Source organism: Actinobaculum suis (genome assembly GCF_900102025.1).
GTDB lineage: Bacteria > Actinomycetota > Actinomycetes > Actinomycetales > Actinomycetaceae > Actinobaculum > Actinobaculum suis.
The window spans coordinates 116,358-142,723 of the sequence record NZ_FNAU01000004.1 but is presented as its reverse complement, the minus strand read 5'-3'; the positions used below and the strand labels follow the sequence as shown (position 1 = coordinate 142,723).

General features: G+C 58.9%; 23 protein-coding genes and 1 tRNA gene. 15 read left to right on the top strand and 9 right to left on the bottom strand.

Going from position 1 to position 26,366, the window contains the following annotated elements; all coding sequences use genetic code 11:
- Positions 1–79 precede the first annotated feature (79 nt).
- From xseA to BLT47_RS03600, 3 genes are read left to right on the top strand one after another with little or no spacing between them, the layout of a single operon-like run.
- Positions 80–1,324, top strand: a complete 1,245-nt coding sequence (gene xseA / locus BLT47_RS03610) for an exodeoxyribonuclease VII large subunit (protein ID WP_049618969.1) — start codon at positions 80–82, stop codon at positions 1,322–1,324.
- Positions 1,324–2,058 carry an exodeoxyribonuclease VII small subunit gene (locus BLT47_RS03605; RefSeq protein ID WP_074661681.1) on the top strand — a complete coding sequence of 245 codons (735 nt, stop codon included), beginning with the start codon at positions 1,324–1,326 and terminating at the stop codon, positions 2,056–2,058. Before xseA ends, BLT47_RS03605 begins: the two co-directional genes overlap by 1 nt.
- Positions 2,055–3,224: a carbohydrate kinase family protein gene (locus BLT47_RS03600; RefSeq protein WP_074661676.1), complete on the top strand. Its 1,170-nt coding sequence runs from the start codon at positions 2,055–2,057 to the stop codon at positions 3,222–3,224. The genes BLT47_RS03605 and BLT47_RS03600 overlap by 4 nt, the downstream gene beginning before the upstream one ends.
- Positions 3,225–3,259: 35 nt before the next feature.
- On the opposite strand, the gene uppS is transcribed toward BLT47_RS03600, so the two are convergent.
- Positions 3,260–4,021 (bottom strand): polyprenyl diphosphate synthase, encoded by a 762-nt coding sequence (gene uppS, locus BLT47_RS03595; protein WP_065415548.1) that lies wholly within the window; start codon positions 4,019–4,021, stop codon positions 3,260–3,262.
- Positions 4,022–4,344: 323 nt separating this feature from the next.
- Between uppS and trhA the strand changes: the two genes are divergently transcribed.
- Complete coding sequence (gene trhA, locus BLT47_RS03585; RefSeq protein WP_049618972.1) at positions 4,345–5,049, top strand: PAQR family membrane homeostasis protein TrhA; 705 nt, start codon at positions 4,345–4,347, stop codon at positions 5,047–5,049.
- Positions 5,050–5,265: 216 nt separating this feature from the next.
- On the opposite strand, the gene mca is transcribed toward trhA, so the two are convergent.
- A complete protein-coding gene (gene mca / locus BLT47_RS03580) occupies positions 5,266–6,153 on the bottom strand; it encodes a mycothiol conjugate amidase Mca (RefSeq protein ID WP_049618973.1) in 888 nt (295 codons plus the stop codon).
- A gap of 480 nt (positions 6,154–6,633) precedes the next feature.
- Here mca and BLT47_RS03575 point away from each other — a divergent pair, with 480 nt between their 5' ends.
- From BLT47_RS03575 to BLT47_RS03565, 3 genes are all read left to right on the top strand, one after another.
- Positions 6,634–7,122, top strand: a complete 489-nt coding sequence (locus tag BLT47_RS03575; RefSeq protein WP_065415550.1) for a GreA/GreB family elongation factor — start codon at positions 6,634–6,636, stop codon at positions 7,120–7,122.
- Positions 7,123–7,124: 2 nt separating this feature from the next.
- Positions 7,125–7,811 (top strand): peptide-methionine (S)-S-oxide reductase MsrA, encoded by a 687-nt coding sequence (gene msrA, locus BLT47_RS03570; protein ID WP_074661668.1) that lies wholly within the window; start codon positions 7,125–7,127, stop codon positions 7,809–7,811.
- A gap of 142 nt (positions 7,812–7,953) precedes the next feature.
- A complete protein-coding gene (locus BLT47_RS03565; protein ID WP_065415552.1) occupies positions 7,954–8,361 on the top strand; it encodes an FKBP-type peptidyl-prolyl cis-trans isomerase in 408 nt (135 codons plus the stop codon).
- Positions 8,362–8,609: 248 nt separating this feature from the next.
- Here BLT47_RS03565 and BLT47_RS03560 read toward each other — a convergent pair whose 3' ends face one another.
- Positions 8,610–9,497 (bottom strand): Bax inhibitor-1/YccA family protein, encoded by an 888-nt coding sequence (locus BLT47_RS03560; protein ID WP_049618976.1) that lies wholly within the window; start codon positions 9,495–9,497, stop codon positions 8,610–8,612.
- Between the two features lie 323 nt (positions 9,498–9,820).
- On the opposite strand from BLT47_RS03560, the gene BLT47_RS03555 reads away from it, so the two are divergent.
- Together BLT47_RS03555 and BLT47_RS03550 are read left to right on the top strand one after the other, a co-directional pair.
- Positions 9,821–10,867 (top strand): ABC transporter ATP-binding protein, encoded by a 1,047-nt coding sequence (locus tag BLT47_RS03555; RefSeq protein ID WP_049618977.1) that lies wholly within the window; start codon positions 9,821–9,823, stop codon positions 10,865–10,867.
- Entirely contained in the window at positions 10,864–11,781 is a 918-nt protein-coding gene (locus tag BLT47_RS03550) for an ABC transporter permease (protein ID WP_074661665.1), read from the top strand. The genes BLT47_RS03555 and BLT47_RS03550 overlap by 4 nt, the downstream gene beginning before the upstream one ends.
- Positions 11,782–11,913: 132 nt before the next feature.
- Here the strand turns inward: BLT47_RS03550 and BLT47_RS03545 are convergent.
- Positions 11,914–11,990, bottom strand: a tRNA-Leu gene (locus tag BLT47_RS03545).
- 381 nt (positions 11,991–12,371) lie between these two features.
- Between BLT47_RS03545 and nhaA the strand changes: the two genes are divergently transcribed.
- Entirely contained in the window at positions 12,372–13,712 is a 1,341-nt protein-coding gene (nhaA, locus tag BLT47_RS03540; RefSeq protein WP_083330033.1) for a Na+/H+ antiporter NhaA, read from the top strand.
- Between the two features lie 528 nt (positions 13,713–14,240).
- On the opposite strand, the gene BLT47_RS03535 is transcribed toward nhaA, so the two are convergent.
- The 5 genes from BLT47_RS03535 to eno all read right to left on the bottom strand — a co-directional run bounded on the left by BLT47_RS03535 (position 14,241) and on the right by eno (position 20,313).
- Positions 14,241–15,212: a Ppx/GppA phosphatase family protein gene (locus BLT47_RS03535; RefSeq protein ID WP_320753515.1), complete on the bottom strand. Its 972-nt coding sequence runs from the start codon at positions 15,210–15,212 to the stop codon at positions 14,241–14,243.
- A gap of 7 nt (positions 15,213–15,219) precedes the next feature.
- Positions 15,220–15,774 carry a DUF501 domain-containing protein gene (locus BLT47_RS03530; RefSeq protein WP_082159936.1) on the bottom strand — a complete coding sequence of 185 codons (555 nt, stop codon included), beginning with the start codon at positions 15,772–15,774 and terminating at the stop codon, positions 15,220–15,222.
- Positions 15,775–15,930: 156 nt separating this feature from the next.
- On the bottom strand, positions 15,931–16,890 hold the full coding sequence (locus tag BLT47_RS08915; protein ID WP_256332511.1) for an FtsB family cell division protein: 960 nt from the start codon (positions 16,888–16,890) through the stop codon (positions 15,931–15,933).
- Positions 16,891–17,300: 410 nt separating this feature from the next.
- Positions 17,301–18,728 (bottom strand): MFS transporter, encoded by a 1,428-nt coding sequence (locus BLT47_RS03520; protein WP_143021756.1) that lies wholly within the window; start codon positions 18,726–18,728, stop codon positions 17,301–17,303.
- 304 nt (positions 18,729–19,032) lie between these two features.
- Positions 19,033–20,313 carry a phosphopyruvate hydratase gene (eno, locus tag BLT47_RS03515; RefSeq protein WP_049618981.1) on the bottom strand — a complete coding sequence of 427 codons (1,281 nt, stop codon included), beginning with the start codon at positions 20,311–20,313 and terminating at the stop codon, positions 19,033–19,035.
- A gap of 1,149 nt (positions 20,314–21,462) precedes the next feature.
- Here eno and BLT47_RS03510 point away from each other — a divergent pair.
- The 5 genes from BLT47_RS03510 to BLT47_RS03490 all read left to right on the top strand — a co-directional run bounded on the left by BLT47_RS03510 (position 21,463) and on the right by BLT47_RS03490 (position 26,341).
- Complete coding sequence (locus BLT47_RS03510; protein ID WP_083330032.1) at positions 21,463–22,740, top strand: trans-sulfuration enzyme family protein; 1,278 nt, start codon at positions 21,463–21,465, stop codon at positions 22,738–22,740.
- A gap of 125 nt (positions 22,741–22,865) precedes the next feature.
- Entirely contained in the window at positions 22,866–23,735 is an 870-nt protein-coding gene (locus BLT47_RS03505; RefSeq protein WP_074661655.1) for a transporter substrate-binding domain-containing protein, read from the top strand.
- Positions 23,736–23,902: 167 nt separating this feature from the next.
- Entirely contained in the window at positions 23,903–24,724 is an 822-nt protein-coding gene (locus BLT47_RS03500; protein ID WP_049618982.1) for a transporter substrate-binding domain-containing protein, read from the top strand.
- A 218-nt stretch (positions 24,725–24,942) separates the two neighbouring features.
- A complete protein-coding gene (locus BLT47_RS03495; protein WP_074661650.1) occupies positions 24,943–25,617 on the top strand; it encodes an amino acid ABC transporter permease in 675 nt (224 codons plus the stop codon).
- Positions 25,610–26,341 carry an amino acid ABC transporter ATP-binding protein gene (locus BLT47_RS03490; RefSeq protein WP_074661646.1) on the top strand — a complete coding sequence of 244 codons (732 nt, stop codon included), beginning with the start codon at positions 25,610–25,612 and terminating at the stop codon, positions 26,339–26,341. The genes BLT47_RS03495 and BLT47_RS03490 overlap by 8 nt, the downstream gene beginning before the upstream one ends.
- Positions 26,342–26,366 lie beyond the last annotated feature (25 nt).

Here is a 26,366-nt window from a genome sequence, read left to right as displayed (position 1 = left end):
AGGTGCAGACCCGGATACTCGTCCTGTGCATGTAAAAAGCCGGTTGCTAGAATGCTGAAGCAGTACGGAAGGAAGGTTAATGGCGTCGAAAATCCCGGTTCCGGCACATTTACCGCAACGCGCGGCTCAGACCAGCCCGGAACACCCTTGGCCAGTGCGGCTCTTGGCGGTCAAAATCCGCGAATACGTGGCCGCTATGTCCGGGTTGTGGGTAGAAGGCGAAGTTATCACCTTGCAAAGGCGCCCCGGTGCCCGCGTACAATTCCTCACTTTGCGCGATCTGGAAGAAAACTATTCGATGACGGTCAAAATTATGACCCATCTACTTCCCCTCGGGGTACAGCCAGGATCGCGCGTAGTAGTGTGGGCAAAACCGGACTATTACGCCGTCAATGGTTCTTTGGCCCTGTGGGCTAAAGAAATCCGTCCCGTAGGGGTGGGGGATATTCTCGCCCGCATTGAAGCACTCAAAAACCGTTTAGCAGCGGAAGGACTTTTCGATTCGCGTCGCAAAAAACCACTCCCCTTCCTCCCGCGCGCTATCGGCCTGATTGTGGGCCGCAATACCAAAGCTAAAGAAGACGTGATGGTCAACGCTTCGATTCGGTGGCCGGGCGTGACTTTCGAAGTGCGGGAAGTGCAGGTGCAAGGCCAAGGTGCGGTAGAAGCCATGATCCCAGCCTTGCGCGAACTAGATGCACTACCCCAAGTGGAAGTAATCGTGTTGGCCCGCGGGGGCGGTTCGGTAGAAGACCTACTACCGTTTTCCGATGAACGCCTAGTCCGCGAAATCGCGGCCACGCACACCCCTACCGTTTCCGCAATCGGGCATGAAGGAGATAACCCGCTCTCTGATTTAGCGGCCGACTTCCGGGCTTCTACCCCCACCGATGCGGCCAAACATATCGTGCCGGATGTGCGGGAAGAACAAGCAGGAATTACGGAGGCACGGGCGCGGATCCGCCGCGCTGTACAGCACCGGCTTTCCCGAGCCCAACAAGAACTTGACGCGGTGCGCGGCCGGCCGGTACTGGCCCGCCCGCAAACCATGGTGGAAATGCGGCAAACTGACCTTACGGGTTTGCGAGATTGGTTGCGTTCTCACACCAAGCGCTATCTGGCTGCTGGCGCGAGCGACGTCTCTAATCTGCTAGTTCAACTGCGCGCGCTTTCTCCGCGGGCTACACTCGATCGGGGATACGCAATTCTCTTGCGCGATTCAGGAGAGGTTGTGAAGTCCACTGAACAGGTGAGTACGGGCGATATGCTTTCGGCGGTCCTTGCCCACGGCCGCCTCAACCTGAATGTGAAAGGCGGTGCGTAGTGGCTACTTCCGAAATGCCCGCGCGCGGAATCAGTGCTGCTGATATTTCGCGTATGAGCTACGAAGAAGCACGCGGCAAACTAGTAGAGATCGTTTCCCGGCTCGAACAAGGATCCATTCCTTTGGAAGAATCCTTACGCCTGTGGGAAGTGGGCGAAGCCCTGGCCGAACGGTGCCAGCAGTGGCTCGACGGCGCTACCGAACGTATTCGCCGCGCCGAACAAGGCCTGCCCCCACAAACCGAAACCGCAAAGCCAAACGATGCAGTGCCCGGAAATGCTTCTGCGCCGAACAGTTCTGCTACACCTGCACAAAGTAGCAGTTCTGCCGCGCCGAACCGGCCTGCTACGCCGGCCGCTCCTGTACCCGGCAATGCTCCTGTTGCGCCGGGCGGTGCCGCGCAGTCCGCAAATCCTGATGTTACGCCCATCCCTGGTGCCACTACGGGTTCTCGTACCGAGCGGGTGAACGCTATTCAGGCTGCGGTGGATGGTATTAGCGCCGCCGATGTACCTGCCGTCCAACTCACCCCGGAAGAATTAGCAGCCGCTCGGGCCAGCCAGGCCACCGCGACAGCCTCGGCCACGCTTGCTGCGCAAACCGCGCCAGATACGCTTTCTTCTTCGGACGCGGCTGATACCGAAGATGACGATTTCGATCCCGACGAGTTCAGTGATGACCCGGCGGAATTTGATTCCCAGCCATTAGTTCGCCACCCCGAGGATTTCGAATGAGTTGTCTTGTACTCGGCGCCGTCTACGTGGACGGCCTTCCTAACGAGCAGCCCCAAGCACATGGCGCCATGTTCGGGGTATCCCTCGGGCTCGCCACTTTTGGCCGGAGCGTGCGTTTCGTAACCGACCTCGGCAATGACGAGGCCGGTAAACTCCTACGCGCCCAAGCAGATGCAGTCGGGCTGGAACTGTATTTGCGGCCCAAACGGGAACGCACTGCGCCCACGCCGCGCTTCACCCCGGAAATAGCGCGCGAATCCGGCCTACCCGCTCTCACCTTGCCCGAAGCTCCAAAAGAAGGAGCCCGGCGGCTCGACCTTTCCCTCTTTGACCCACAAGTACTCGTGCTCGGCGGCTCTGCAATGCACACCGAAGAGACCGCTACTCGCGCCCTGGAATGGGTAGACACAGCCCGCTCATCTGCCACAATCGTCTACTCACCCGCAATCAGTAAAGGCGTACGCACAAACTTCGACAAAGCGCGCCGGCAAGCCGAAAAACTCATCCGCGCCGCAGACGTAGTGTGCGTTTCTGCCGCGGACCTGCGCCAATTGTACGGAATCTCCGCCTCCACCCGTACGTACAACAAACTCGCCCAATACTGGTTCAGCTTCGGCCCGGCAATCGTCGCCATCCCCCTTGATAACGGCGAATGCATTATTTACTCGCGCGCGCAAGGCGGCGTAATCATCCGGCCCCTGCCCCGCACCCAAAACAAAACTCGCTCCAACAACAACACAACCAATAACACCGCGACTAACGGAATCTTGACCAACGGCACCGTGGCCAACCGCACCATGGCCAACCGCGCCGTGGCCAACCGCACCGTGGCCAACGGCACCGCAGCTACCGCAACGGCGGTGGCCACACCGTCCACTGCCACAGGTCCCGCACCTACCACAGTGATGCAGTCCGATGATTCTCACTGGGAAGATTCCCGCACTCGCGGCAACGCGGAGTTTACAGCTGCCCTAATTGATGCTTTAGATCGAGTGTCTTTGCTGGGAGCAAGCGTCCGCGAGCGCCTCGACGAAGTTTCTCTTTCGAATATTCATGCGGTCGGAGTTTTTGCGGCCACGGCAGCCCAGCTGGCTACCGAAAAACCGCGCGGAGTATTTCCCACGCGTGAAGAAGTAAGCCAATCGGTAACCGACGCCTACATTTAACACGAATGTACGGCTTAGCGCGGCGTACGGCGTCGTCATTTACCGCGGCGCCGATCTCGTTCCGTGTAGTCACGCAAGGCCCGCAAAAAATCGGTGCGGCGAAAATCTGGCCAGTAGGCTTCGCAAAAATACAGTTCCGTGTGCACAGACTGCCACAGTAGGAAACCGCTCATACGTTGCTCCCCAGAAGTGCGGATAACAAGATCCGGGTCAGGCTGGCCGGCCGTGTACAGGTGATTCGTAATATCGGACAGTTCAAAATCGGCGGCAGCCTGCTCAATCGTGTGCCCGGCACGGGCCGCTCCCCGCAAATATGCGCGCACGGCGTCCACAATCTCTTGCCGCCCACCATAACCAACCGCGATATTCACGCGCATACGCCCGCTATTCTCACTGGCCTCCTCCGCCCGGCGCAGACGCTGAGCAATATCTTGCGGGATAAAACTATCCGATCCCACGATCTGTAAAGACCAGCGATGCTGCGCCGCCAAATCCTCTACCGTGCGCGCAATAATATTCAACAAAGGGCCCAGTTCGGCCGGGTCGCGTTGCACATTGTCGGTGGAAAGTAACCACAAGGTCACCACTTCAATATTGACCGCATCGCACCAACCCAGAAAATCCCCGATCTTCGATGCCCCGCGCGCATGCCCAAAGGTCGGGCCTTTACCGATCTGCTTCGCCCACCGGCGGTTGCCATCCAACATGATCGCCACGTGCCGCGGCAGCTCCTTACCAGCAAGCTCCCGGCGCAAATTCCAGTCATAGAGGCGATATGCAAAATTTTTTAGCCCCACGCTAAGCTCCCGCTTCTCTTTCCGACCACCGGTCTTTTCATTCCGGCCACCCAGTCTTCTTTTTCCAACCGCCCGGTACTCCCCTATTATCGGCCAGGTTTCCACCCGGTGGGGCCACGGTCCAGGCGTGTGCACCAACACCACACTTTGCCGCGCGGCGGCTTACCCGCCCAAGTGCGCGGCGGCTACCCACGAAACACGCGGCGGCCCACCCGCCCAAGTGCGCAGCAGCCTTCCGCCCAAAGCACACGGCGAAGAGCTGGATTTGAAACTATGCCCACCTTTCTTCCGCCCGGAGGCCGGAGCGCTCTAGACTGAAAGGTATGAACACCAACACCCGGCCATCGCAACACACCGCACCGCTCACCCGATATCGCGAACGCAAGAAACAGCTCGCTAACCTCCCGAAACCGAAGCTGCGCGGGTGGCAACACGCGATTATGGCCCCGGCGGCGATTGCCGTCGGTATTGTGCAGATCTGCCTCGCCGATGGAGCAGGCCAAAAAGTAGCCTGCGCGATTTTTATGGCCTGCGCCGTGATCCTCTTCGGGCATTCAGCCCTATACCATTTGGGGAATTGGTCGCCTCGCGTGCATCGCGTACTGCGCCGCATGGACCACTCCAATATTTTCTTGCTCATCGCCGGCACCTACACGCCACTAACGATCGGGCTTATGAGCCCGGCCCATGCCCGCCTCTGTTTGACAATCGTGTGGGCTGGCGCAATTCTGGGTATCCTCATCTCCCACTTTTGGCCGAGCGCCCCGCGGTGGGTGTATGTACCGCTTTACATTGCACTGGGCTGGGTGGCCGTCTGGTTCTTCCCAGAAATGGTGCGCAATGGGAGCACGGCCACAATCTGGCTCATTTTATTGGGCGGAATCGCCTACACCATTGGCGCTATGGCCTACGCTTTCCGCTGGCCCAACCCGTGCCCCCGGTATTGGGGATTCCACGAGTTCTTCCACCTGGGTACCGTTATCGGTTACACCTTGCACACCATCGCCGTCTTCTTCGTAATCCTATAAGGGCTTTCGTAGTCCTGTAAGGGCTGCGCGCCGGCGTGCGGCCCGGTTTCCGACGCCGGCAAGCAGCGCCCGGTTCTCAACGCGGCCCACCGCGGCCCGGTTTCCGACGCCGGCAAGCAACGCCCGGTTCTCAACGCGGCCCACCGCGGCCCGGTTTCCGCGGCTGGCCCGCGCCCGGCACCCCGGAAGCCACCTAGGGCGCTGGCGGCGGGGCGCCTATTCGGCGGCTAATCCGGGGATTCTGGCAAATAGATCCGTTTCAATGCTTCCTTCGGCTGGCTGCCCCACCCGAGAAAATGCCAGGTAGAACTCCTCATAGGGCCACACGCGGGCTTCGATATCGCGCGGCGCGGCGAAGAAGAAACCTTCCGGATCGATTTGCGAAGCATGGGCACGCAAAGCGGCGTCGCGCTGCGGGAAGTAAGCGGCCACATTGATCCGCGTAGTGGGCTCATGCAAAGGTTGGCGTTGCGATAGCGCGGCAAGCCGTTCCGCGAAAGGCGATTCCATACCGGCCGCGAGCATAGCGTTATGGATCCGCCGGATACGTTCCGCGGAAAAACTGACGTCATAATAAACCTTTTGTACCGCCCACGGCTCTCCTAAATCCGGCCAGGTTTGGCTGGCCGCTACGCGCACTGCTTTCACCGAAGCCTCATGGGTGCGTTCGTGATCGGGATGCGGGTACCCGCCGTTTTCGTCATAAGTAGTAAGCACGTGCGGGCGGAAAGCCCGAATCTGGGCTACTAAAGCCCGCAGCACTTCCCGCTCGTTAGCATTTGCAAAACACCCTTCCGGCAGTTCTACATCCCCGTGCGGGTAGCCGGCCGGCAAACCCGAATCCACGAATCCGAGGAAAACCTGCTCGATGCCCAATGCTCGGGCGGCCTGCGCCATTTCTTCGCGGCGCAACTCCGCCATAGTTTTCCGGGAAAGAATCGACCGGTCAAAGTGCGGATTGAGGACGCTTCCCCGCTCCCCACCGGTCATGGTTACAACTCGTACACGCCCTGTTTGCGCGTATTTCGCCATCGTTGCCGCACCCTTCGACGATTCATCATCCGGGTGTGCATGTACACACATGAGCCGTTTTTCTTCCGCCATGCCCCTCCCCTATTTGAACTGTTGACTATCCTAGGGCTTTTCCTTGCTAGAACAACTACCCTTCCCGCACCTCAACATTTTTGCAAATCCTGGCTAAAGATTCCTGGCGCTGTTAGAATGCACGGGAGCTCATGCCCGCGGTTCGGGCATGAATTTTTATATGTGAGGGTCGTTTGCCGGCTTTCGCATGAAAGAGCTCTGTGGCGTCAGCGGGTTTCCCGGGACGCCTTTTTCGCACTTCGCACAGGCTTGCCACTCCGCACAGGCTTACACTGTGAATCTGCACCGTGAATCTGCACTTTCGAGCTACCGCCGCGGCCCTCTCTTAGTTCGCCCTCCGGTTGCAAAACCGTGCACATTCCGTGCGTTTCTGGCGTGCCTAACGTAAGCGCGTAACCAGCTCCGCCCACAATATAATCTGACGTTGCCGCGGCCCCAGCCGCGGCAGAAAACTGCGGCGCGAGCCGCGAGAGGAAAAATATGGCACAAGAACAACAAAATGGCACTTGGCTTTCGCCTGCCACATACGATCATCTCAAGGCCGAACTGGAAGAGATGATGACTACCCGGCGCGCGGACATTACCAAGAAGATCGAAGTGGCCCGCGCCGAAGGTGATCTGTCTGAAAACGGCGCCTACCAGGCAGCCCGCGAAGAGCAGGGCAAACTGGAAGGCCGGATCCAAGAGCTCCAACAACTGCTGGATACCGCCCAAGTATCTGAACCGCCCACGGGCGACGTCGTCGCCTCCGGGTGTGTGGTAACCGCGAAGATTGGTGGGGTGGAAGAAACCTTCCTCCTCGGTTCGCGGGAAGCTTCCGACCTGGTAGATATTGAGGTGTACCCGGAAACCGCGCCCTTGGGACAAGCGATTTTGGGTCTCAAAGAAGGGCAAAGCGCCACGTTCCGCAACCGGCGCGGGCGTGCGGTCACGGTAGAAATCCTGAAAATCCAACCCTACGAAGGCTAAACATGTTCGACTTTCCGAGCCTCGATGCCCTCTCCGCTATGCCCCGTAATGCCGCCGAGGCTTTACCGGGCCGGGCAGAACCGGTGAACCCGCATCCGGCGCCCCATCCGGTTTTGGGTACTCTCCCGCTCACGGCGCCGGCGCCCGGGCAGGGCCTCATCTATTTGGCCTCGGGTTGCTACTGGAGTGCTGAGGAACTGTATTGGAAAGCGGGCGCGGTGAGCACCGCGGTGGGGTTCATGGGCGGTTTTACGCCCAATCCCACTTATGCGGAGGTATGCACCGGCCGTACCGGGCATGCGGAAACCGTGCGAGTGGTTTATAGCGAGGATTCTTTGCCGCTCGCCGAACTGTTGCAGCTTTTCTTCGAGTCGCATGATCCGACCACCGCGAACCGACAGGGCAATGATGTGGGAACCCAGTACCGTTCCGCGATTTTTACGACGACGCCGGAGCAAGCCGCCCTGGCTAGTTCTATGTTGCACGCGTATCAAGAGGTGCTCACCGCCGCGGGCAAAGGTGAAATCACCACCGAATTGCGGTCAGCCAGCGAGGCCGGGCCGTTCTATCTGGCTCAAGAAGAACACCAGGCCTATCTTTTTAAGGTCCCGCACGGATACCGTTGCCATGCCCGGACGGGCCTACCCTGCCCGCTCCCGGGAGCTGGCCCGCTGGCGGCCGGTAACTAGCTGCTGGCCGCGCGCGGTAGTATCTCTGCAGGCCGGCCGTTTGCTCTGCACGCGATACGCACGCCGGCTAGTCTCCTGCTGGGTGTTAAACACAGGCCGGCTAGTTTTCTTGCTAGGCGCGCTATATACGAAAGGACAAAACATGGCAGAATCCGCAATGCCGCAGGTTTCTGGAGGTTTCGGAGACCGACCAGATTTCGAATGGCCGGAAGGCGAAGCCCCGCAGGGTTTGGTAGTGAAAACCCTGGTGGAAGGAGACGGCCCGATGGTTCGCGCCGGCTCGCAAATCGAATGTGACTACCACGGTGTGATCTGGGGCGGCAAGCTTTTCGATTCTTCTTATGATCGCGGCACTCCCGCCACCTTTGGGATTGGCGTGGGCCAAGTTATTGCCGGCTGGGACCGGGGCATCGTGGGGAAAAACGTAGGATCGCGGCTCCTGCTCGCCATCCCGCCCGCGCTCGGCTATGGCCGCCGTGGCATCCCGCAGGCCGGGATTGGTGGAGATGACGTGCTCGTCTTCGTGGTCGATATTCGCAAGCAGTTCTAGCGCGAGCGCGCGCCAATCTGGCCAGCGCTTGCCCGCGTTACAAACAGTGCTTGCTCGCGTAGTTATGCACAAAGCTAAAGGGTGGGTGCGAACCGAGGATTTCCTCGTGGTTCGCACCCACCCTTATCGTATTGCCTAGCTATGGAGGCTGTGCTATTCGCATTGCTCCGCATGGAAGCTCCGTGTGGAAACTTCGCTACTTGCGCTGGTGGCTCCTATCGCCACCATTACTGTTAGTTCTCTTACTGCTAGCTCTCATCTGAAGCAAAAATCGCGGCTAGGCGGAGAACCTCCAGGTAGATCCACAGGATCGTCATTACGATGCCCAAGCCAACCGTCCACGCAAACTGCTTCGGCGCACGATTAGCTACCGCATACTTCGCGGTTTCCAGATCCCCAATGAGCATGTAACCGCCGATGGCGATCATTACCACGCCCAAGATCAGTCCCAGCTTCAATCCGCCAAAGGAAAGCATCCGCAAAGAGCCGGTAAGGCCCGTGAGCATCAAAACTAGGTTGATCAGACCAAAAATAATGTAGGCAACGAGCACGGTAAGAACTACGCGCCGTCCCTTGGAAGACGTGCGTACCCTTCCGGACATATGCAAGAACACGGCCACTCCCACAACAATCGCCGTGCCCAAGATCGCTTGGAATGCCACGCCCGGGTAGATCCGATCGATCAGACCGGTAATACCGCCCAGCGCCACACCTTCCAAAGCGGAATAAGCGATTGCCATAGCCGGACCAACCATGGGCCGGAAAGCCGTAATCATGCCCACCACAAAGGCGGCAATGGAAGCCACCACGGCTACGCCGATAACAACATTCGGCGGAATGAAGAGCGCCGTCGCCACCCCGGAGACGATTGCCACACCGAGGAGAATGGCGGTCTTCACCATAGCGTCGTCGTAGGTCATGGCTTCCGCAACTGGACGGCTGGTGGCCGGCATAGCCCAAGCTTGGGCCGTGGCCTGCGCCGAATCCTGTGGTTTTGCTTCAGCGTACGGATATTGATCCGCTGCTACATAGGGATTTTGTTGAGCGGTGCGTGTTCCCCCGCCGTAATACGTCTGGTTAGGCGTTGACGCACCCGGCTTGAAATACGGGTTATTGCTCATAACCGGATTAGACACTCGAACTCCTTGATCGATACCTCCCGGGATGAGGACTACTACCTCAGCTCGGCCAGGTCACCGCGGGATTGTCACCCCCGGGCACACCAGCCCCGGTATTTACACCCACACATTTTCACGAGGAAGTCTGGGATTTCACTGTGAGACGCATGATGAGATGCATGACGATGTTCAGGGTGACCACCATATCCAGAAACACCCATGAAACGCCGAATAGCACCGAATGCTGAATCGCACTTTTTCGGTCACCCGTAATTATGTACTCTATGAGCGTGAGGTGCGGCATCGTACTTTACCACACACTGCGCCAAGAAAGGAGCGCGATGATTCAGGTTGAATCGCTGACGAAACGTTATGGCCCAACGCTCGCGGTGGATAATCTCAGTTTCACTCTTACACCCGGCCGGGTAACGGGCTTTTTAGGGCCGAACGGATCCGGCAAGTCCACCACAATGCGTTGTATCTTAGGCCTGGATCGGCCTACTTCGGGCCGTGCCACCATCGGGGGTGTGCCCTATTGGCAACTTACTTCCCCGCTCACCACCGTGGGTGCTTTGTTGGACGGACGGGCTTTCCATCCGGGAAGAACCGCGCAGCAGCATCTGCGTTCGATCGCCATCACGCACGGTATTCCTGCGGCTCGTGTGGATGAAGTGCTCGCACTAACCGGCCTTACGGCGGTGGCCAAGCGAAAGCTGCGCGGTTTTTCTTTGGGTATGGGCCAACGCGTGGGAATCGCGGCGGCGCTCCTGGGAGATCCGGAAGTATTACTTTTTGACGAACCGGTTAACGGGCTAGATCCGGAGGGTGTGCGCTGGGTGCGCCAGCTGATGAAACAACTCGCGAGTGAAGGCCGCACAATTCTGGTTTCCTCGCACCTCATGAGCGAAATGGCTCTCACCGCAGACGACCTTATTATTATCGGGCGCGGCCGCCTCATCGCTTCCGGTTCTATCGAAAGCTTCACGGAAAGCGCTGCCAACACCATTGTGTTTATTGGCGGGCCAGTACTTTCCGCGATTGAGAAAACCTTGCACGACGCCGATATCAGTTACGAACGCGTGGCGAGCGATGTTTCTGGTGCGGGCCGCGTGGCAGTTCGAGGTGGGAATGCCCAACAATTGGGCCATATTCTTGGTTCGGCCGGGGTGGAAGTGCACGAGCTAAACACCACGCATCGTTCCTTGGAGGACATCTTCATGGAGATCACGGGCGAGGCCGTAGATTACCAGGCCGGCGTGAAGCCCGGCGCGTACGGTCCGTGGCAACCGGGCCCGGCAACACCGGCCGACCCGGCCGCACAAGGCGGCCCGGCCGGCCCTAATTATCCGCATCCAGATTCGTTCCCCGGCACCGGAGGTATCCGATGAATACGCCTTCCGCGGCAGCTGCGCCGCAACCATTCAGTTCTTCAGCTTCGCAACCGGCGCCCGCATCACAACCGGCGCCCGCATCGCACCGGCTTTCCCGGTTCGCCGATCCGGCCTATCGGGTTACTTTCTGGCGAAGTTTCCTTTCTTCCTGGTACAAGATCACACATACCGGTTCGATTCGCTGGGTCACGGTGTGCGGCGTCGTCGTAACTGTACTGTTCGCAGCCATTATTACCTTTAGCTTTGCGACGCTCGACGAGATGGGGGCGATACTTTCCCCTTCGAAACTGCAGATCACCACTAGTTACGTTGCCCTCGTGGGCATGATGGGCCTAGCGATGCTCTTCTTCCTGGCTTTCGGGGCTTTGAGCGTGACGAATGAATATTCGGTGGGCACGATGCGTATCACGGCACTGGCGGACGCTTCGCGGATTCGTGAGTTTTTGGGCCGCGGTTTAGCGATTTGGCTTTATGCACTGGTCGTCGGAATCGTGGTACTGCTGGCTACGCTGCTTTGCTTGGCCTTGTTTGGCGTAGGCTTTAGCACCTCCGGCCCCATGCTTTCCGTGTATTTGCTGTATGCGCCGGTACTGGCTTGTAGTTCGTTGCTGGCCATGGGCGTGGGTTATGCCTTACGTTCTTCAGCCGGGGCGATCGTACTGACGGTTGCCGTAATGTTGCTGGGTGATTTGGTGCGGCTCATTCCGGTCAAATTTGTGCAAGAACAGCTGGTGCAGTTCATGCCACACGCCGCTTTCCCGGCGGCGCTCACTCCGGAGGAGACCCGGCACATCGTCATGGATGCAACCGACCAGTATCTACCGCAGTGGGCGGGCTTCCTGGTGTTCCTCGCCTGGACCATCGGCGCCTGCGCGATCGGTTTTGCCAAATACCGCAAATCTGATGTGTAGATTGCCGGTAAGAAACCAGAGTTGCTGACTGCCAGCATAGGGCTGCTGGCAAGCCGCACAGGCTGCGGCGAATATTACAAATAACAGCTGTGGGGCCGGGAGATTTCCTGGCCCCACAGTTTTGCTTCCTCGTGGTACCCCCGGTGGGACTCGAACCCACACTGAGCCGATTTTAAGTCGGGTGCCTCTGCCGATTGGGCTACGGGGGCGCAGACCTCATTGTATGCGCAAATCGCCACTCACCGCGAGGAATACCGAGCGGGTGTCTTTGATTTTCAGCACGCATTTATTCTATATGCCGCGCGCCACGCCCACGCTACACAGCGTCGTACGCCGCGCCGCACCACACCAAGCCGCATGTCCCGCCGCGCCCGCGCCACACAGCGTCGTACGCCGCGCCGCACCACACCAAGCCGCATGTCCCGCCGCACCCCGCCGCATCCGCGCCACACCGCGCGCAGCGAAATGCTTCACCGCTTATCTGTGTTTCTCATGATGTTTGTCCGCAGCACGAATGTTTTCTTCCGGCTAGGCTGGATGCAGATTTATCGCACGATTATGCGGCTCTTTGCCGCACGAATAGGGGAATTATGAGTTCACATCGTGACGCGTCAGAAAACGCTGCCGCGGTTGCGGCCCCCGCGTCGGGTACTAAGCCCACGCATCTCTCCCGCAACCCTTTTAAGCGGTACCGGCAGGCTCTCGAAAATGATGCATTTGCTGGCCTGGTATTGGTAATTGCCGCACTCATCGCACTAATTTGGGCTAACTCACCGTGGCGCGGAGCTTATTTTGCGCTCGCAAACACCGAGGTAGGACCGGAAGCACTCGGTCTTCACCTCAGCCTCGCCACCTGGGCGGCAGACGCCGTGCTCGCCATTTTCTTCTTCACCGTGGGCATCGAACTTAAAGAAGAGTTCACTATCGGTTCTCTAAACTCGCTACGCAAAGCGAGTTTGCCGGTGCTGGCCGCAATCACCGGTATGGCCGGTCCGATTCTGGTCTACTGCGCGGTACAAGCCATTTCGGGCGCCCATATCTATCAAGGTTGGGCAATTCCGGTGGCCACCGATATTGCCTTTGCGCTCGGCATTCTTTCCCTGTGTGGCACGGGGATGCCTTCCGCCGCGAAGATCTTCCTCATGACCCTCGCGGTTGCAGACGACCTGGGCGGAATTATCGTTATCGCCGTCTTCTTCTCTTCCGGCATCAATTTCTTGTGGCTCGGCGGCGCGGTGCTTGCCGTGCTCGCCTTCGGCTTCCTTTGCGCCAAACGTTGGAACCGCTGGTGGAATTTGTGGCCCCTGGGCATCCTCGCCTGGTATTGCACTTTCCAATCCGGAGTGCATGCCACGATCGCGGCAGTGGCGCTCGGTTTGCTGGTGCCCACGAGTTTGAAGAAGGGGGAGACGACGCCGCTCACCCACCGCTTCATCGAAAAAATGGACTTTTGGTCCTCCGGGGTGGCCGTACCGGTCTTCGCCTTCTTCGCGGCCGGCGTGAGCGTGGTTGATTCGGGCGGTCTGGGCGCTCTAGTAACCGACCCGGTAGCCATTGGTATTTACCTCGGCCTGCCGCTCGGCAAGTTCATTGGGATTGCGGGTGGCACCTGGCTGTTCGTAAAACTCTTCCGCCTCCAGCTCGATAAAGACCTGCACTTTGGGGATATCATCCCGATTTCAGTGATCGCTGGTATCGGGTTCACGGTATCGCTCCTTATTGCCACGCTTTCCTTCCCAGCCACAGACCCGCACGAAGCGCATGCTCGCGTAGGCGTGCTTATGGGCAGCCTCATTTCCGCGATTATCGGCGCGATTCTCACGCGGCTCCGGGTCAACTACCGGCGCAAGCACGATATGTTGCACCTGGCAGATCCGGATCCGGGAATTGTGGACGATACTCACGAAGTACACCCGCAGGAACGCGGCTAGGACCGGCGGCGCGCTGCCCCGATACCACGCGGAACGTGGCTTGGCCCGCGGCCACAAGCCGCGGCCCACAAAGCCGCGAGCTACAAGCCTGATTCCAAGTTGCGGGATCCAAGCCACGGGTTCCCAGCCGCGGGCCGCAAGCTGCGAATCACGCCGGGTAGCCGGCTGCGGGTTTCAAGCCGTGGTCACTCCGAGTAGCCGGCTGCGCAGAGGGAAATGGCGAGTTTCCGGATTTTTCGAATCCCAAGAAAAGTCCAGGAAGTTTCAACGCCCTTCCAAGAAGGTGCGTGGAGAATCGTACATACGCGAGGCAGATAATCCGGATTGCTTGGCAGGCGGCTCGGATGAAAGCCTCGGTAGCGTTACCGGCTTTGTTCCCTTCTTCCTGTAGCGTTACAAAATAATCCGATACAAATAGACACAATCTAGTTATTGCTGGCAAGGTTTGCTAGCAAAGTGCCGGTGGCCCGGAGCTTCCAGGAAGCATTCCGGGCCACCGGCATATTCTGTGCCGTAGCCACGGCACACCTAGCAGCGCGGGGCTTGGGGTTCGCGTGCCGCCCACAAGGCCAGGCCGTCTAAAATATCGTGTTCGGAGATACGCACCGCGGCTAGTTCGCGGCCCTGTGCGGCTACGCGCTGGGCAATCCGGTTCACCACGGTTTGCCAGACCAGCGCACCAGACGGAATCATCGGCACCCGCCCGGGCGCCATAAAACCGAGAGCTTCCCGCTCGGCGCGGGGCGAATAAATATACCATTCGCATACGTCCCGCACGGCGCTTATCGGCATCCGCAAACCGTGGATCTTTTCCGAATCATAGGTTTCCAAGTCCAACCATTTGGCTGCCACCGAGGTAACCGTGCCGGCCAGGCCGATTACTTCGGCTGCTGCGCCCAGGTCCACATGTTTTTCGGCTTCGTCTAGAGCGCGTTCCACGTCTGCCCGCGCGGCGGCAACTTGTGCGGGGGTGGGAGGATCCTCATGCAAATGCCGTTCGCGCATACGCACCGAACCCACGTTCATGGAGTATTCGGCCAGCACTTTCCCGGCGCGGGTGCCCAGCACTAATTCCGTGGAACCACCCCCTAGATCAATCGCCAAAATCGGGGAAGACCCAGTGGTTTCCAGGGCGGAAAGCGCCCCGCTAAAAGAGGTTTCGGCTTCTTGTTCGCCGGTAAGCACCTGCGGGCGTACCCCGAGTAGGTTTTCCACTCCGTCCAAGAAAATATCGCGGTTTGCCGCGTCCCTGGTAGCCGAAGTTGCCGCAAACCGAATCGATTCCACCTCGTGCTTTTCGCATTGCCGGGCATAGTCTGCCACGGCCGCCAAAGTGCGTTCCAATGCCGGCTTCGCAAACACCCCGTTTTTATCAACACCTTGGCCCAGGTACACGATTTCCATGGTACGGACGACGTCGTGCAACGCTTCCCCACCGGCACCCGGAACCTCCGCAATCAGGAGACGAATCGAATTAGTGCCGCAATCTATGCCCGCCACCCGCACGCTAGTCCTCCTCACAGTGGCACACATCGGGCTGCCACCCGCTCATTTCCAGGGCGCGATCCCCAATCGGGCACACTCCCTCCCCAACCGCCAGGGCATAGCCCGCGAGCGCGTGCAAACATTTGACGCGCGTGGGCATTCCCCCGGCAGAAACATTAGAAATTTCGGGAACCTGCCCCAAAACCTCGCGCCGCGCAATATACGATTCGTGGGCGCGCTGGTAGGCGGTAGCAAGCTCGGTATCTTCGGTAAGTTCGGCGGTCATTTCGGCCATCCGGCCATCGGCTTCCAGGCGCGACATTTCCCGCACCACATACGGCAAGCTCAAATAGAACAGGGTGGGGAAAGGCGAACCGTCAGCCAGGCGCGGCAAAGTGATCGTCACCGCCGGTTTTCCGCAGGCGCACCGCGCCCCAATACCGACGACGCCGCGCGGCTCCCTTCCCAGTTGCGTGGCGATCGCCTCCAGGTCACCCGCGCGCACGGGGCTCGCATTAGCGGCAATGGAAGTCAACAGGGCCGGAGTTATTTCCGCGCCGTCTTGCGTGTACTGCATTCTCTCTTTCCTTATTCGGTGCAGGTAGTTTTGGTACCTAACTCGGTGCCGATAGTTTTGGCGCCAAACTCGGCGCCGGGTCGTTTCAGTGCCAAGCTCGGTACCGGATCGCTTTGGCGCCTAACTCGGTACCGGGCGTTTGGGCGCCTGATTGTCTTATCCTTCCGGGGCGGGAGGTTCCGCGGCCGCGTCTTCACCCGCGGGTGCGGGTTCGCCTTCTGCTCCGGCTTCGCCCGCTCCGGCAGGTTCGGCCCCGTTCTTTGCTCCGGCTTCGACTTCTCCTTCGGGAGCGGAAGTTTCCGCGGCCGGGGCGGGTTCGAGGAGCGGGGTGTCATTCGGGTTATCTACCTCGCCGTCGCTCGCATACCCAGCAATCTGTGTAGACTCCCACCAGGTGATATACCACGGGGTCTTGGAACGCCGGGTGCGATTGGCTTCCGCCACCTTTTCTTCCTGCCGTTCCTGAGCCGTAGCTTCCGAAAAACCGGGCGTGACGTAAAGGCGTTCGCCAGGAACCACATAGCCGAGCCGGAGCCGAGCTTGCTGGCGCACGTAATCGTCATCTTGCCATTGCGCGAGCTGTGCTTCCAAATCGGCAGAACGCTGCTGCAGATCCTCATATTCAGCCCGAACCTGGCGTAATTGCTCCTGCTGCCCCAAATATCGCGTAAAAGTAGGCGTAATAATAATCAGGGCTAGGACGGCGAATAGGAATACCGCGATCAGGCGGAGGGAGATTGTGCGCGGCCCGTTTCCACTTTCGAAAGTAAGCCCGCGTTTCCCCTGCGGTTTCTTGGGGCTACCGCGGCCGGTGCGTGCGGTACTTTGCCCGCGCCGTGCCTTACCCGGGCGTGCGCCGCGCGTTTCGGAGCGCCTTTCTGCGCGGTTGCCGGTTTGGGTGCTTCCACCCAGGGTAGCTTGCGCTTCTGCTTTCCGGTTGCGGACTTGCCGTGCCACAGTCCGCCGACGCCGGCCCTGCCCGGCTCGCTGCGGTGCCGCGCCTGGCGGTGCGGAAGCGGCCGGTGAAGAACCCGTGGGTGAAGGCGCGGTTTGGGAAGTACCCAGCCGGTTTGGGGTGCCACTTGCCAAAGGCGAAGGTGCGACCGGGGCGGCCAAGGGGCGCTGCTCACGACTATTCGAAGTTTTTTCAGTCCGCTTGTTACCGCCGCGGAAAAACCCCCGTAAGCTCCGCCGGTTTTCGGCGTCGCCGCTTTCACCCCGGGGCCGGCCGCGCCGCGCTGGGGGTATGGGAGGACGCCGTGAACTCATACACTCCAGTCTAAGCACTGCCGCGATACTTACCCACCGTGCTCGCCGCGCGCCACACGTGAGAAAGTGCGCGGCTGGCGCTATGCGCGACAAGGTTCTACGCAGCTAGCGCTATACGTGACAAGGCTCTGCGCAGCTGGCGCCGTGCGCTAAGAGAATCTACGCAGCTGGCGCCGTGCGCGAAAAAGAATCAACGCAGCTCGCGCCGTACGCGAAAAAGACCTGCACGGGGACGGGCGGCGAGCTTCAGTGTGTGGTCAGCTTTCGTATACGTCTTCTAGGCGTGCCAGGCCGCGCAAATCCGGGGAGGAAGCGAGGAGGGCTATGGCGGCAAACGAGGTAAGGAGCACCGCCACGCTGAGCAACCACGCAGATCCTACGGCCACGATCCCGCCCGCGAGCGGGGCTGCGAGCACGTTGCCCAGGCCAGCTATCACTAGGAAAGCGGCCTGTACCCGGCCCTGCAAGGATTCCGGGGTAACCGCAAAAACGTACCCGAAAAGCCCGCCATTCACCGCGGCGGAAGGGAGCATCGCTACCGCGCCCAAGGCGAACATTGCCCACGGATTACCAACCGCAAAGGAAAATGCCAAGAGCGCCAGGGCCATGCCGTTCAAACCCCAGAGCACCACCCGGCCTATCGGGAACGTATCCGTAATCTTGGGCGCTACGAAACTGCCTGCTAATCCCCCAATGGCAAAACCTGCATAAATTATGCCGATGGTAAGCGTGGATTGCCCGCCGCTCCGGCCTGCGAAAACCGTGGTTTGCATGGCCAAGAAGAGTGCCAGATTAATCAGTGGCGCCGCAATCGCGATTCGGCGGAGCACCGGGTTTGAACTCAAAAACACAAATCCGCCAAATCCGTGCCGGCTCCGGGGCGCGCGCGGATTTGTGCCGCGCCCCGGAACCGATTCCCGCGCATTCTTCGAATCCGGTGGCAGATCATCGGCAACGTCGGGGCCAAACTCGGCCGAATCTTCGTGTGCGGATGGCTCTTGTGGTGTGGGCAAATCTTCGCGTGCGGGTGGCACTTCGCGCGGCCCCAGATGTCGTTTGATATTCCGGAGTGCTAGCACCATGCCGGCGAATCCGCCGGACCGCACAAAATACACAGCGGCCGGATGTAACGCGTAGAGCGCCCCGGCCAGCGGCGATCCCGCGATGCTTAGCACATTCGAACGCCCGGTTGCCAGGCTCATGGCGCGGGGGAATTCCGCGGGAGTCACGATGTTTTTCAGCGCGGCATCTTCCGCCGGGCTGGAAAAATCAACCGCGAAGGTGGTGCACAGCAGTAGCACTACGAAGGCCACGAGCGCCCCTACCGGGGCCGGCCCTTCGTTAGCGCCAAGGTGCAGGAACTCCATGCCGATGAGCACCCCTGCCAGCACCAGCTCGGCCACGGCCGCAAAGTTCATGCACCAGCCGATTATTTTGCGCCGGCTCCGCCGATCCGCCAGGCCACCGCCCAAAAATGCCGCGAGCAGGCCGCACGAGTTAATAACTCCCACGAGCAACCCGGCGAGCGCGGGCTCGCCGGAGACGTCAACGAGAAGCATCGAGTTGGCAATCGCCAAGCTGGAGCTCAGCGCGAGCGTGGAATCACCGAAAACCCACCACGCATAATCGGCGCGTCTAAATAATTCCGAGTATCCGGCCATGCGTACCGCTCCGTTTCCCCACACATTCTGATTTCAAACTTAAGAAAGCACACCCGGCCGCTACCTCAATATCCAAAACCTGCCGATTGGCACATTACCAGGGGTTGGCCGGGAGTGTATCCCGCGGCCAAATCCCTTAATCGCCATTGAGCATAAATTAGCCACGCGAAGTTAGTGGCTTCTGCCAAACAGTACTGCTGGACCTTGTGGCGCAACACAAATGTTCGGTATGCGCAACACAAATGTTCGGGCATGTAGGAGGGGCGGGTCGCTTATCTGGCGACCCGCCCCCTCCTTTCGGGCTACCGTGCCCGTATATTGCTACTACCTATGCCTGGAAGCGCGGGAAGGCGGAGCGGCCCGCGTAAACCGCGGCATCGCCCAGTTCGTCTTCAATGCGCATCAGCTGGTTGTACTTGTTGACGCGTTCACCGCGAGCCGGCGCCCCAGACTTGATCTGGCCAGAGCCGACAGCCACCGAAAGATCGGCAATCGTGGTGTCTTCGGTTTCACCCGAGCGGTGCGAAACCATGGTCCGGAAACCATTGCGGTGGGCAAGGTCAACGGCGTCGAAGGTTTCGGTCAAGGTGCCGATCTGGTTTACCTTCACGAGCAGGGCATTAGCTGCCTTCTCCTCGATGCCGCGGGCCAGGCGCTTCGGGTTGGTGACGAAGAGGTCGTCGCCCACGATCTGCACCTTGTCCCCCACTTCGGATTCCATCCGGGTCCAGTCAGCCCATTCGTCTTCGGAGAGCGGATCTTCGATAGAAACGAGCGGGTACTTCTGGATGAGATCTTCGTAGTAGGAAACCATTTCCGCACCGGTGAGCTGTTCACCTTCGAAGTGGTACTTGCCATCCTTGAAGAACTCGGTAGCGGCCACATCCAGACCCAGAGCAATATCTTCGCCCGGCTTGTAACCGGCCTTTTCGATGGCTTCAATGATCAGATCCAAAGCTTCCGCATTCGAATCCAGGTTCGGCGCAAAGCCACCTTCATCGCCCAGGCCGGTGGCCAAACCGCGCCCCTTGAGCACGGACTTGAGCGCGTGGTAAACCTCGGCGCTCCAGCGCACCGATTCCTTGAAGGTAGGCGCACCGATAGCCATGATCATGAATTCCTGAATATCCACATTCGAATCGGCGTGCGAACCACCGTTGAGGATGTTCATGCAGGGAACCGGCAGGATGTGAGCGTTCGGGCCACCCAGGTACTGGTAGAGAGCCAGCCCTGCGGATTCCGCGGCCGCATGTGCAGCAGCCAGGGAAACACCCAGGATCGCGTTAGCGCCCAGCTTGCCCTTGTTTTCCGTGCCGTCCAGATCGAGCATAAGAGCGTCCAGCTCCCGCTGATCAGAAGCGTCCATACCAATAACTTCCGGCGCGAGCGTTTCATTCACGGCCTCAACCGCCTGCTCAACGCCCTTCCCACCGTAGCGCGAATCATCGCCGTCGCGCTTTTCTACGGCCTCGAAGGCACCGGTGGATGCGCCCGACGGAACCGAGGCACGCTTATAGGTGCCATCGTCCAGAACTACTTCAACTTCAACCGTCGGGTTGCCGCGCGAATCGAGAATTTCACGAGCGTTAACCGCCTCAATGAATGCCACAGGTACTCCTTACGTGTTGGCGAGCCCATATCTTCGGGCTAGCGGATCATTCCGCTTTGGCTATTATCTCCCATTCGCGCCCCAACCGGGCCGTTTATTGCCTTTGAAATCGTTTCCTACTAGTGATTTCGGCCAGAGCTAGCCACATTTCGGGACTTCTGTGCCCTCCCCTATGAGGAACTGCGCACATTCCCCCACGAGACGCTGCGCACATTTAAAGCCGCACGGCTTCCTGCAACACCTTCCTGCAACACCTTCCTACAACACCTTCCTGCATCACCGCCTACAAACACTGCCGGTACGCGCCTTCACCCGATTACGCCAGCTAAATCAGGCACTTGGGCCAAATCGGGCATATTCCGCAGCTTGCGTATTTTTGCAAACATAGCTACTCGGCGTTTCTCACATTCTGAGAGATTTGCAGAAAGCCGCATTGAGACTATATGGTTTCTTTCATGTTTATCACGTCGCGCTTTATCATGTCCGCCCAGCCTGCTTCTGGCTCCGCGCGCATGTTCGCCATGCGCCTCTGCGCGATGTGTATGTGTATGATGCGTGGCTAGTTTTTACGCCCCAGATCTCCGCATCCAGAGTTACCAGATGATTGGTAGTGCGTGACCGACAAGTCCGTGACCGATAGTCCGTGTACGCATTTTCGGTTCCCGCTACACCAATTTGCATTGGCATTTTCGTTTGAGATCCCGTGCGGTCTAGCCCGGCGTGCTACCCGGTACACCGGCCTGGTTCAGTTTTCTCCGCGCGCACTGTTTACCTAGCGCACGATTTACCTAGAAACTTTTAGGCACCGGTTCGCATTTTCTGCCGAGGGAACCCCCGCGGCACGAAACCGGCAGCGGAAACAAACCGGCCGCGCACAAAAACCTGGCGCTGCTTACCAGATATCCACAGTTATCCACAGTTGGATTTCCGTGGCCACGCAGTTTCGGGTTACTTCTCTAAGCAATTTGCCCGGGCCACGCCACTTTCTGCGTAACCCATTCTGTAGCAACCTCGCGATACTAATTACGGTGTCATTTTGGTTGGTTTCATTATTTCTGGGTGTCAATTTCTATTTCTGACCATATTTTTCGGCCCACTGTAATTTCCTTTTAGACCAAAATTCTACGAACAACTACAAGGAGTACCTCTATGTCTACCAATTCTGCTGCTTCTGCTGCTGCCACCGGAGTTACCGCGAACGGCAATTCCGCATCCGGGCCAGCAAGCGACGGCGTCGCCACCCACAACAGCGCCGCCACCCACAACAGTGCAGCTACCCGCCGCGGCGTCGCCACCCGGCTGGTACATACCGCACACAAAGACGAGTTCGGGGCAATTGCCGAACCGATTTACCTCAGCTCCAGCTACCGGCTCCCGGCCGATGGCAGCGAGGCCCCCTATGCGTACCAGCGATCCAATAATCCCACCCGGGAAAGCGCGGAACGAGCCGTGGCAAGCCTGGAAGGGGCGGCCTACGCGATCGGCACGGCCACCGGTATGGGCGCAATTTCCACAGTGTTCTCCCAGCTCAAACCCGGCGACCACGTGGTTTTGACCTCCGCGGTTTACGGCGGCACTTTCTTGTACGTGCAAGAGTTCTTCGCTGCCCGCGGCATTACCGCCAGTTTTGAAAGCGATCTCAATAACCTCGAGGCGCTTCCGGAAAACACCACGCTCGTCTTTATTGAAACACCTACCAATCCCACTTTCCGCGTCACCGATATTGCCCACGCCGCGAAACTCGCGCACGCGGTCGGCGCGCAGCTAGTAGTAGATAACACGTTTAGCACCGCGCTGTGGCAGCGGCCCCTCGAACTGGGCGCAGACGTAGTGGTTTATTCGGCCACCAAGTTCCTCGGTGGGCATTCCGATGTACTCGCCGGGTTTATTGTGCTCAACGACGCCGCCGCTTACGAAAAGTACAAGCGGGCCACCAAGGCGCTCGGGAATGTGCTCTCCCCCTTCGATTCATATTCGATTTTGCGCGGCCTGAAGACCCTTGCTGTGCGCCTGGATAAGCAACAGGAAAATGCGGCGGTTTTGCGTGAACTGCTCAGCTCCCACCCGGCCGTGAGCCGAGTATTGGTGCCCGGCTGGTATTCGAAGCAGGAAGCCGAAATCCAAGCTGCACAAGCGGCCGGTGCTGGTTCGGTATTCGGTTTCGAATTGGCTCCCGGCCTGCGCCACGAAGATTTTGCGCGCGGGTTAGAACTGATCGCTTACGCGGTTTCCCTCGGCTCGGTGGAAACCCTGATCGCTCATCCCGCCACGCAAATCCACGAAGACCTCACGCCTGCCGAACGGGAAGCCGCCGGAATTTCCGACCAGCTAATCCGGGTTTCCGTGGGCATTGAAGATATCGCGGATTTGCAGGCGGACTTGCGCAACGCCCTCGATACCGCGCTAGCCGCTCGGAAGCAGGCATAGCCAGGCTGCGGCTCCGCCGGAAACAGGCGTAGCGCGGATTCCACACGTAGCACGGGTAGAAGGTTCCACACGTAGCGCAGGTTCCACACGTAGCGCGGGTTCCACACGTAAAGGAGTAAAACAACATGCGGAAACATTTTTTGGCTGGCGGCCTCGCACTCGCCGCCGCGTTCTTCCCCTTAACCGGCTGTTCGCAGCAGGCGGGCAGCGGAGCAGGGGCCAGTGATAGTGGCACTAATGCCACCAGCAGCGAAGCCTCCCCGGCCGGTTTGACGGTACGGGAAGGAGAATTGCGAATCGGGTTGGATGGTAACTTCGCGCCCTTCGGTTTCCATGATGAAAATGGAGAATTGGTGGGCTTCGAGAAAGAAATAGGCGATGTAATTGCGCATGATTTGGGGTTGCAAGCCGTATTTATCGAATCGCCGTGGGATTCTCTCATTGCCGGCCTGGATACCAATAATTACGACGTCGTTATAAACAACCTGGTTCCCACCGCGGAAAGGAAACAAAAATACGACTTTTCGGACATCTACTATGCCATGGATACGTGGGTAGCCGTGCCGGAAGGATCTGATATACACGCGGAAACCGACCTAGCGGGGAAGAACTGTTCCCAAACCGCTTCTTCTAATTTCGCGGGTATTGTGCGGGATAGTGGCGGCACCGTGGTGCCAGCTACGGATCTGGCAAGTTCGATAGAGCTCGTACGCCAGGGCCGGGCCGAATGCACCGTGCATGCCGGTATTACTTTGGCTTACTACCTCCAGCAGCATCCGGATTCGGGCTTGCGGCTAGTACCTCTTCCGAGCGTTCCGCATGACGATACCGCGGTAATGCTCAAGCAGGGGAATCCAGAATTGCGGGAGAAGATCAACGAGGTAATCGCCAATCGCCTTGCGGATGGCACCTTCGATGTGATTCTCGCCAAGTACACCCCGGCCGATTGGCAGGCCACTGCCAAGGAACAAAACGAGACCGCTAGCTCAAACTAAACCGGCCCGCTGCCGCAAACTGCCGGTACCGCAAACGAAAACCCAGCTAAGGCTGAAAAACAAATTCAGACCGGCGCGGAAAGCTAGTAGCGGCTTCAGCTTCGCCAACGGCTTCAGCTTCGCCAGCAGCTTCGCGCCCGGAAACAAGAATCAGTAAAGGAAACATCATGAAAACTAGGAAGATAACGCAGATTTTGGCCGCGGCCGGCGCCGCCCTCCTCGCTTTGACGGCCTGCTCGGGCAACTCAGGCCAGGGCGCGGCGGGCACCGGAGCTTCCGGTGATCAAAACGGCGATGCCAGTAGTAATACTTTGCGTATTGGTTTGGAAGGTACTTTCGCACCTTACGGCTATCACGATGAGAGCGGGGACCTCGTTGGTTTTGAAAAGGAGATCGCCGACGCAGTAGCCGCGCACTTGGGCCGTACCCCGGTATATGTGGAGTCACCGTGGGAGTCGCTAATCGCGGGGCTGGATAATAAAAACTACGAGATCGTGATCAATAATTTGGCCCCCACCGAGGAACGTAAGCTGAAATATGATTTCACGCAGCCGTATTACACTACGCATGCCTTCGCAGCCGTTCGCGAAGATTCTGATATTCACACCGAATCTGACCTAGCTGGGAAGAAATGCGCGCAAAGTGCTTCTTCAAACTATGCCGATAACGTGCGAGCAGTAGGGGCAGAGATTACGCCGACCTCCGGTTTCGCGGATTCGATTCAGCTGGTGGAGCAGGGACGGGCAGATTGCACTGCCAATGGAGATATCACGCTGGCTTACTATTTGGAAAAGCACCCGGATTCGAAACTGCGTCTGATAGAAATCACCAGTGCACCTGGAGATGATACTGCCATCATGCTCAATAAGGGTAACGAAGAGCTGCTCGGCCAAATCAACGAGGCGCTCACCCAGATCAAGAACGACGGCACGCTTGACGAGATCATTGCCAAGTACACGCCGCAAAATATTCCGGCGGCCAACAACTAAGTAGCGACGGCGGCTGGGCCCGGGCCGCACCTGCGGCCGTGGCGCGACACTGCCGTACTGACCGCGGCCCGGCACTGGCGGTGCCGGCCAACGGTTTGGCACTGCGGTACTGGCCACGGCCTGGCACTGGCGGTGCCGGCCAACGGTTTGGCACTGCGGTACTCGCCGCGGCCCAGCACTGCGGCCCCGCAAAACTTGTTCCCGGCGAAAGGTAGAAAATGGAACGCGCAATCGAGCTGTGGGTGGAATCTTTCCCCGCACTCATCTCGGCAACCGTTACCGTCACCATTCCGCTCTCGCTTATTTCAATCGCGATAGCTTTGGTACTCGGTATTATCACCGCCCAACTGCGGCTCTCTAAGCTGTGGATCTTCCGTGCCATCGGCTGGTTTTATGTGTGGATATTCCGCGGCACCCCGCTTTTGGTGCAACTGTTCATCGTGTTCTTCGGTTTGCCTTCTATCGGCCTCTACCTTTCTCCGTGGACGGCCGGGGTAGCTACTTTGTCCCTCAATACCGGGGCTTATGTGGGTGAGGCAATTCGCGGTGCCCAGCTTTCGGTACCGGAAGGCCAGTGGGAAGCGGCTCGTTCTTTGCGGCTGAGCCGGTGGCAGACTTTGCGGCACATCATCTATCCACAACTGTGGCGGGTGGCTCTGCCCACTTTGATGAACCAGTTCATTGACCTGGTAAAGGGCACTTCCCTAGTTTCGGTTATCACCTTGGCGGATCTAACCCAGGTAGCCCAGCAGATCACTGCCCGTACCTATGAGCCGCTCATTATGTACGTTGAGGTAGCCTTCATTTACCTCGTCATTTCCACGGTTTTGACGTGGATCCAGGGCCGGCTTGAAAAGGCCACATCGCGCTATGTAGTGAGGACCAATGATTAATCTCCAAGACATTCAGAAAACTTTTGGGAAGACCACTGCTCTAGCCGGGGTAAGCCTGGAGATCCGAAGCGGAGAAACCACGGTGATTATGGGGCCTTCCGGTTCCGGAAAATCCACGCTGTTGCGGTGCGTGAACCTCTTAGAGTGGCCGGATGCGGGAAAACTCGATATCGACGGCGCCGCGCTCACCTTCCCAGTAAAGGCGAGCCGCGCGCAAATCGCGGCTATTCGTGCGAAAACCACGATGGTGTTCCAGCAGTTCAACCTGTTCCCGCATAAAACCGTTTTGGAAAACGTGACGATTTCCCCGCGTTTGCATGGCACCCCCGAAGCGGAAGCAACCCAAGTGGCGGAAGATCTCCTGGGCCGGGTGGGGCTAGCCGGCTATGGGGAACGCTACCCGGCCCAACTTTCGGGTGGCCAGCAGCAACGAGTGGCTATTGCCCGGGCCTTAGCGCTCAACCCGGATTATTTGCTGTGCGATGAGCCTACCTCTGCCCTCGATCCGGAACTGGCGGCAGAAGTTTCCCGGGTGCTACGCGAAATCGCGGAGCAAAACCAGTCCATGGTTATCGTCACCCACGATATGAACTTCGCGCGCCGCGTGGCAGATCGCGCCGTGTTCTTGCTCAACGGGAAAATCTATTACGACGGCGATCCTGCCGGATTCTTCGATTCCGCCGATCCGCGGATCAAACAATTCCTCGCCGTCTACGGCGGCTAAGACCCAGCGCCCTAGGCCTTGGTAG

Coding starts and splice junctions, on each gene's coding strand:
- xseA (WP_049618969.1), top strand. CDS start 80: ATGGCGTCGAAAATCCCGGTTCCGGCACATTTACCGCAACGCGCGGCT.
- BLT47_RS03600 (WP_074661676.1), top strand. CDS start 2,055: ATGAGTTGTCTTGTACTCGGCGCCGTCTACGTGGACGGCCTTCCTAAC.
- trhA (WP_049618972.1), top strand. CDS start 4,345: ATGAACACCAACACCCGGCCATCGCAACACACCGCACCGCTCACCCGA.
- mca (WP_049618973.1), bottom strand. CDS start 6,153: ATGGCGGAAGAAAAACGGCTCATGTGTGTACATGCACACCCGGATGAT.
- BLT47_RS03575 (WP_065415550.1), top strand. CDS start 6,634: ATGGCACAAGAACAACAAAATGGCACTTGGCTTTCGCCTGCCACATAC.
- msrA (WP_074661668.1), top strand. CDS start 7,125: ATGTTCGACTTTCCGAGCCTCGATGCCCTCTCCGCTATGCCCCGTAAT.
- BLT47_RS03565 (WP_065415552.1), top strand. CDS start 7,954: ATGGCAGAATCCGCAATGCCGCAGGTTTCTGGAGGTTTCGGAGACCGA.
- BLT47_RS03555 (WP_049618977.1), top strand. CDS start 9,821: ATGATTCAGGTTGAATCGCTGACGAAACGTTATGGCCCAACGCTCGCG.
- BLT47_RS03550 (WP_074661665.1), top strand. CDS start 10,864: ATGAATACGCCTTCCGCGGCAGCTGCGCCGCAACCATTCAGTTCTTCA.
- nhaA (WP_083330033.1), top strand. CDS start 12,372: ATGAGTTCACATCGTGACGCGTCAGAAAACGCTGCCGCGGTTGCGGCC.
- BLT47_RS03530 (WP_082159936.1), bottom strand. CDS start 15,774: ATGCAGTACACGCAAGACGGCGCGGAAATAACTCCGGCCCTGTTGACT.
- BLT47_RS03510 (WP_083330032.1), top strand. CDS start 21,463: ATGTCTACCAATTCTGCTGCTTCTGCTGCTGCCACCGGAGTTACCGCG.
- BLT47_RS03505 (WP_074661655.1), top strand. CDS start 22,866: ATGCGGAAACATTTTTTGGCTGGCGGCCTCGCACTCGCCGCCGCGTTC.
- BLT47_RS03500 (WP_049618982.1), top strand. CDS start 23,903: ATGAAAACTAGGAAGATAACGCAGATTTTGGCCGCGGCCGGCGCCGCC.
- BLT47_RS03495 (WP_074661650.1), top strand. CDS start 24,943: ATGGAACGCGCAATCGAGCTGTGGGTGGAATCTTTCCCCGCACTCATC.
- BLT47_RS03490 (WP_074661646.1), top strand. CDS start 25,610: ATGATTAATCTCCAAGACATTCAGAAAACTTTTGGGAAGACCACTGCT.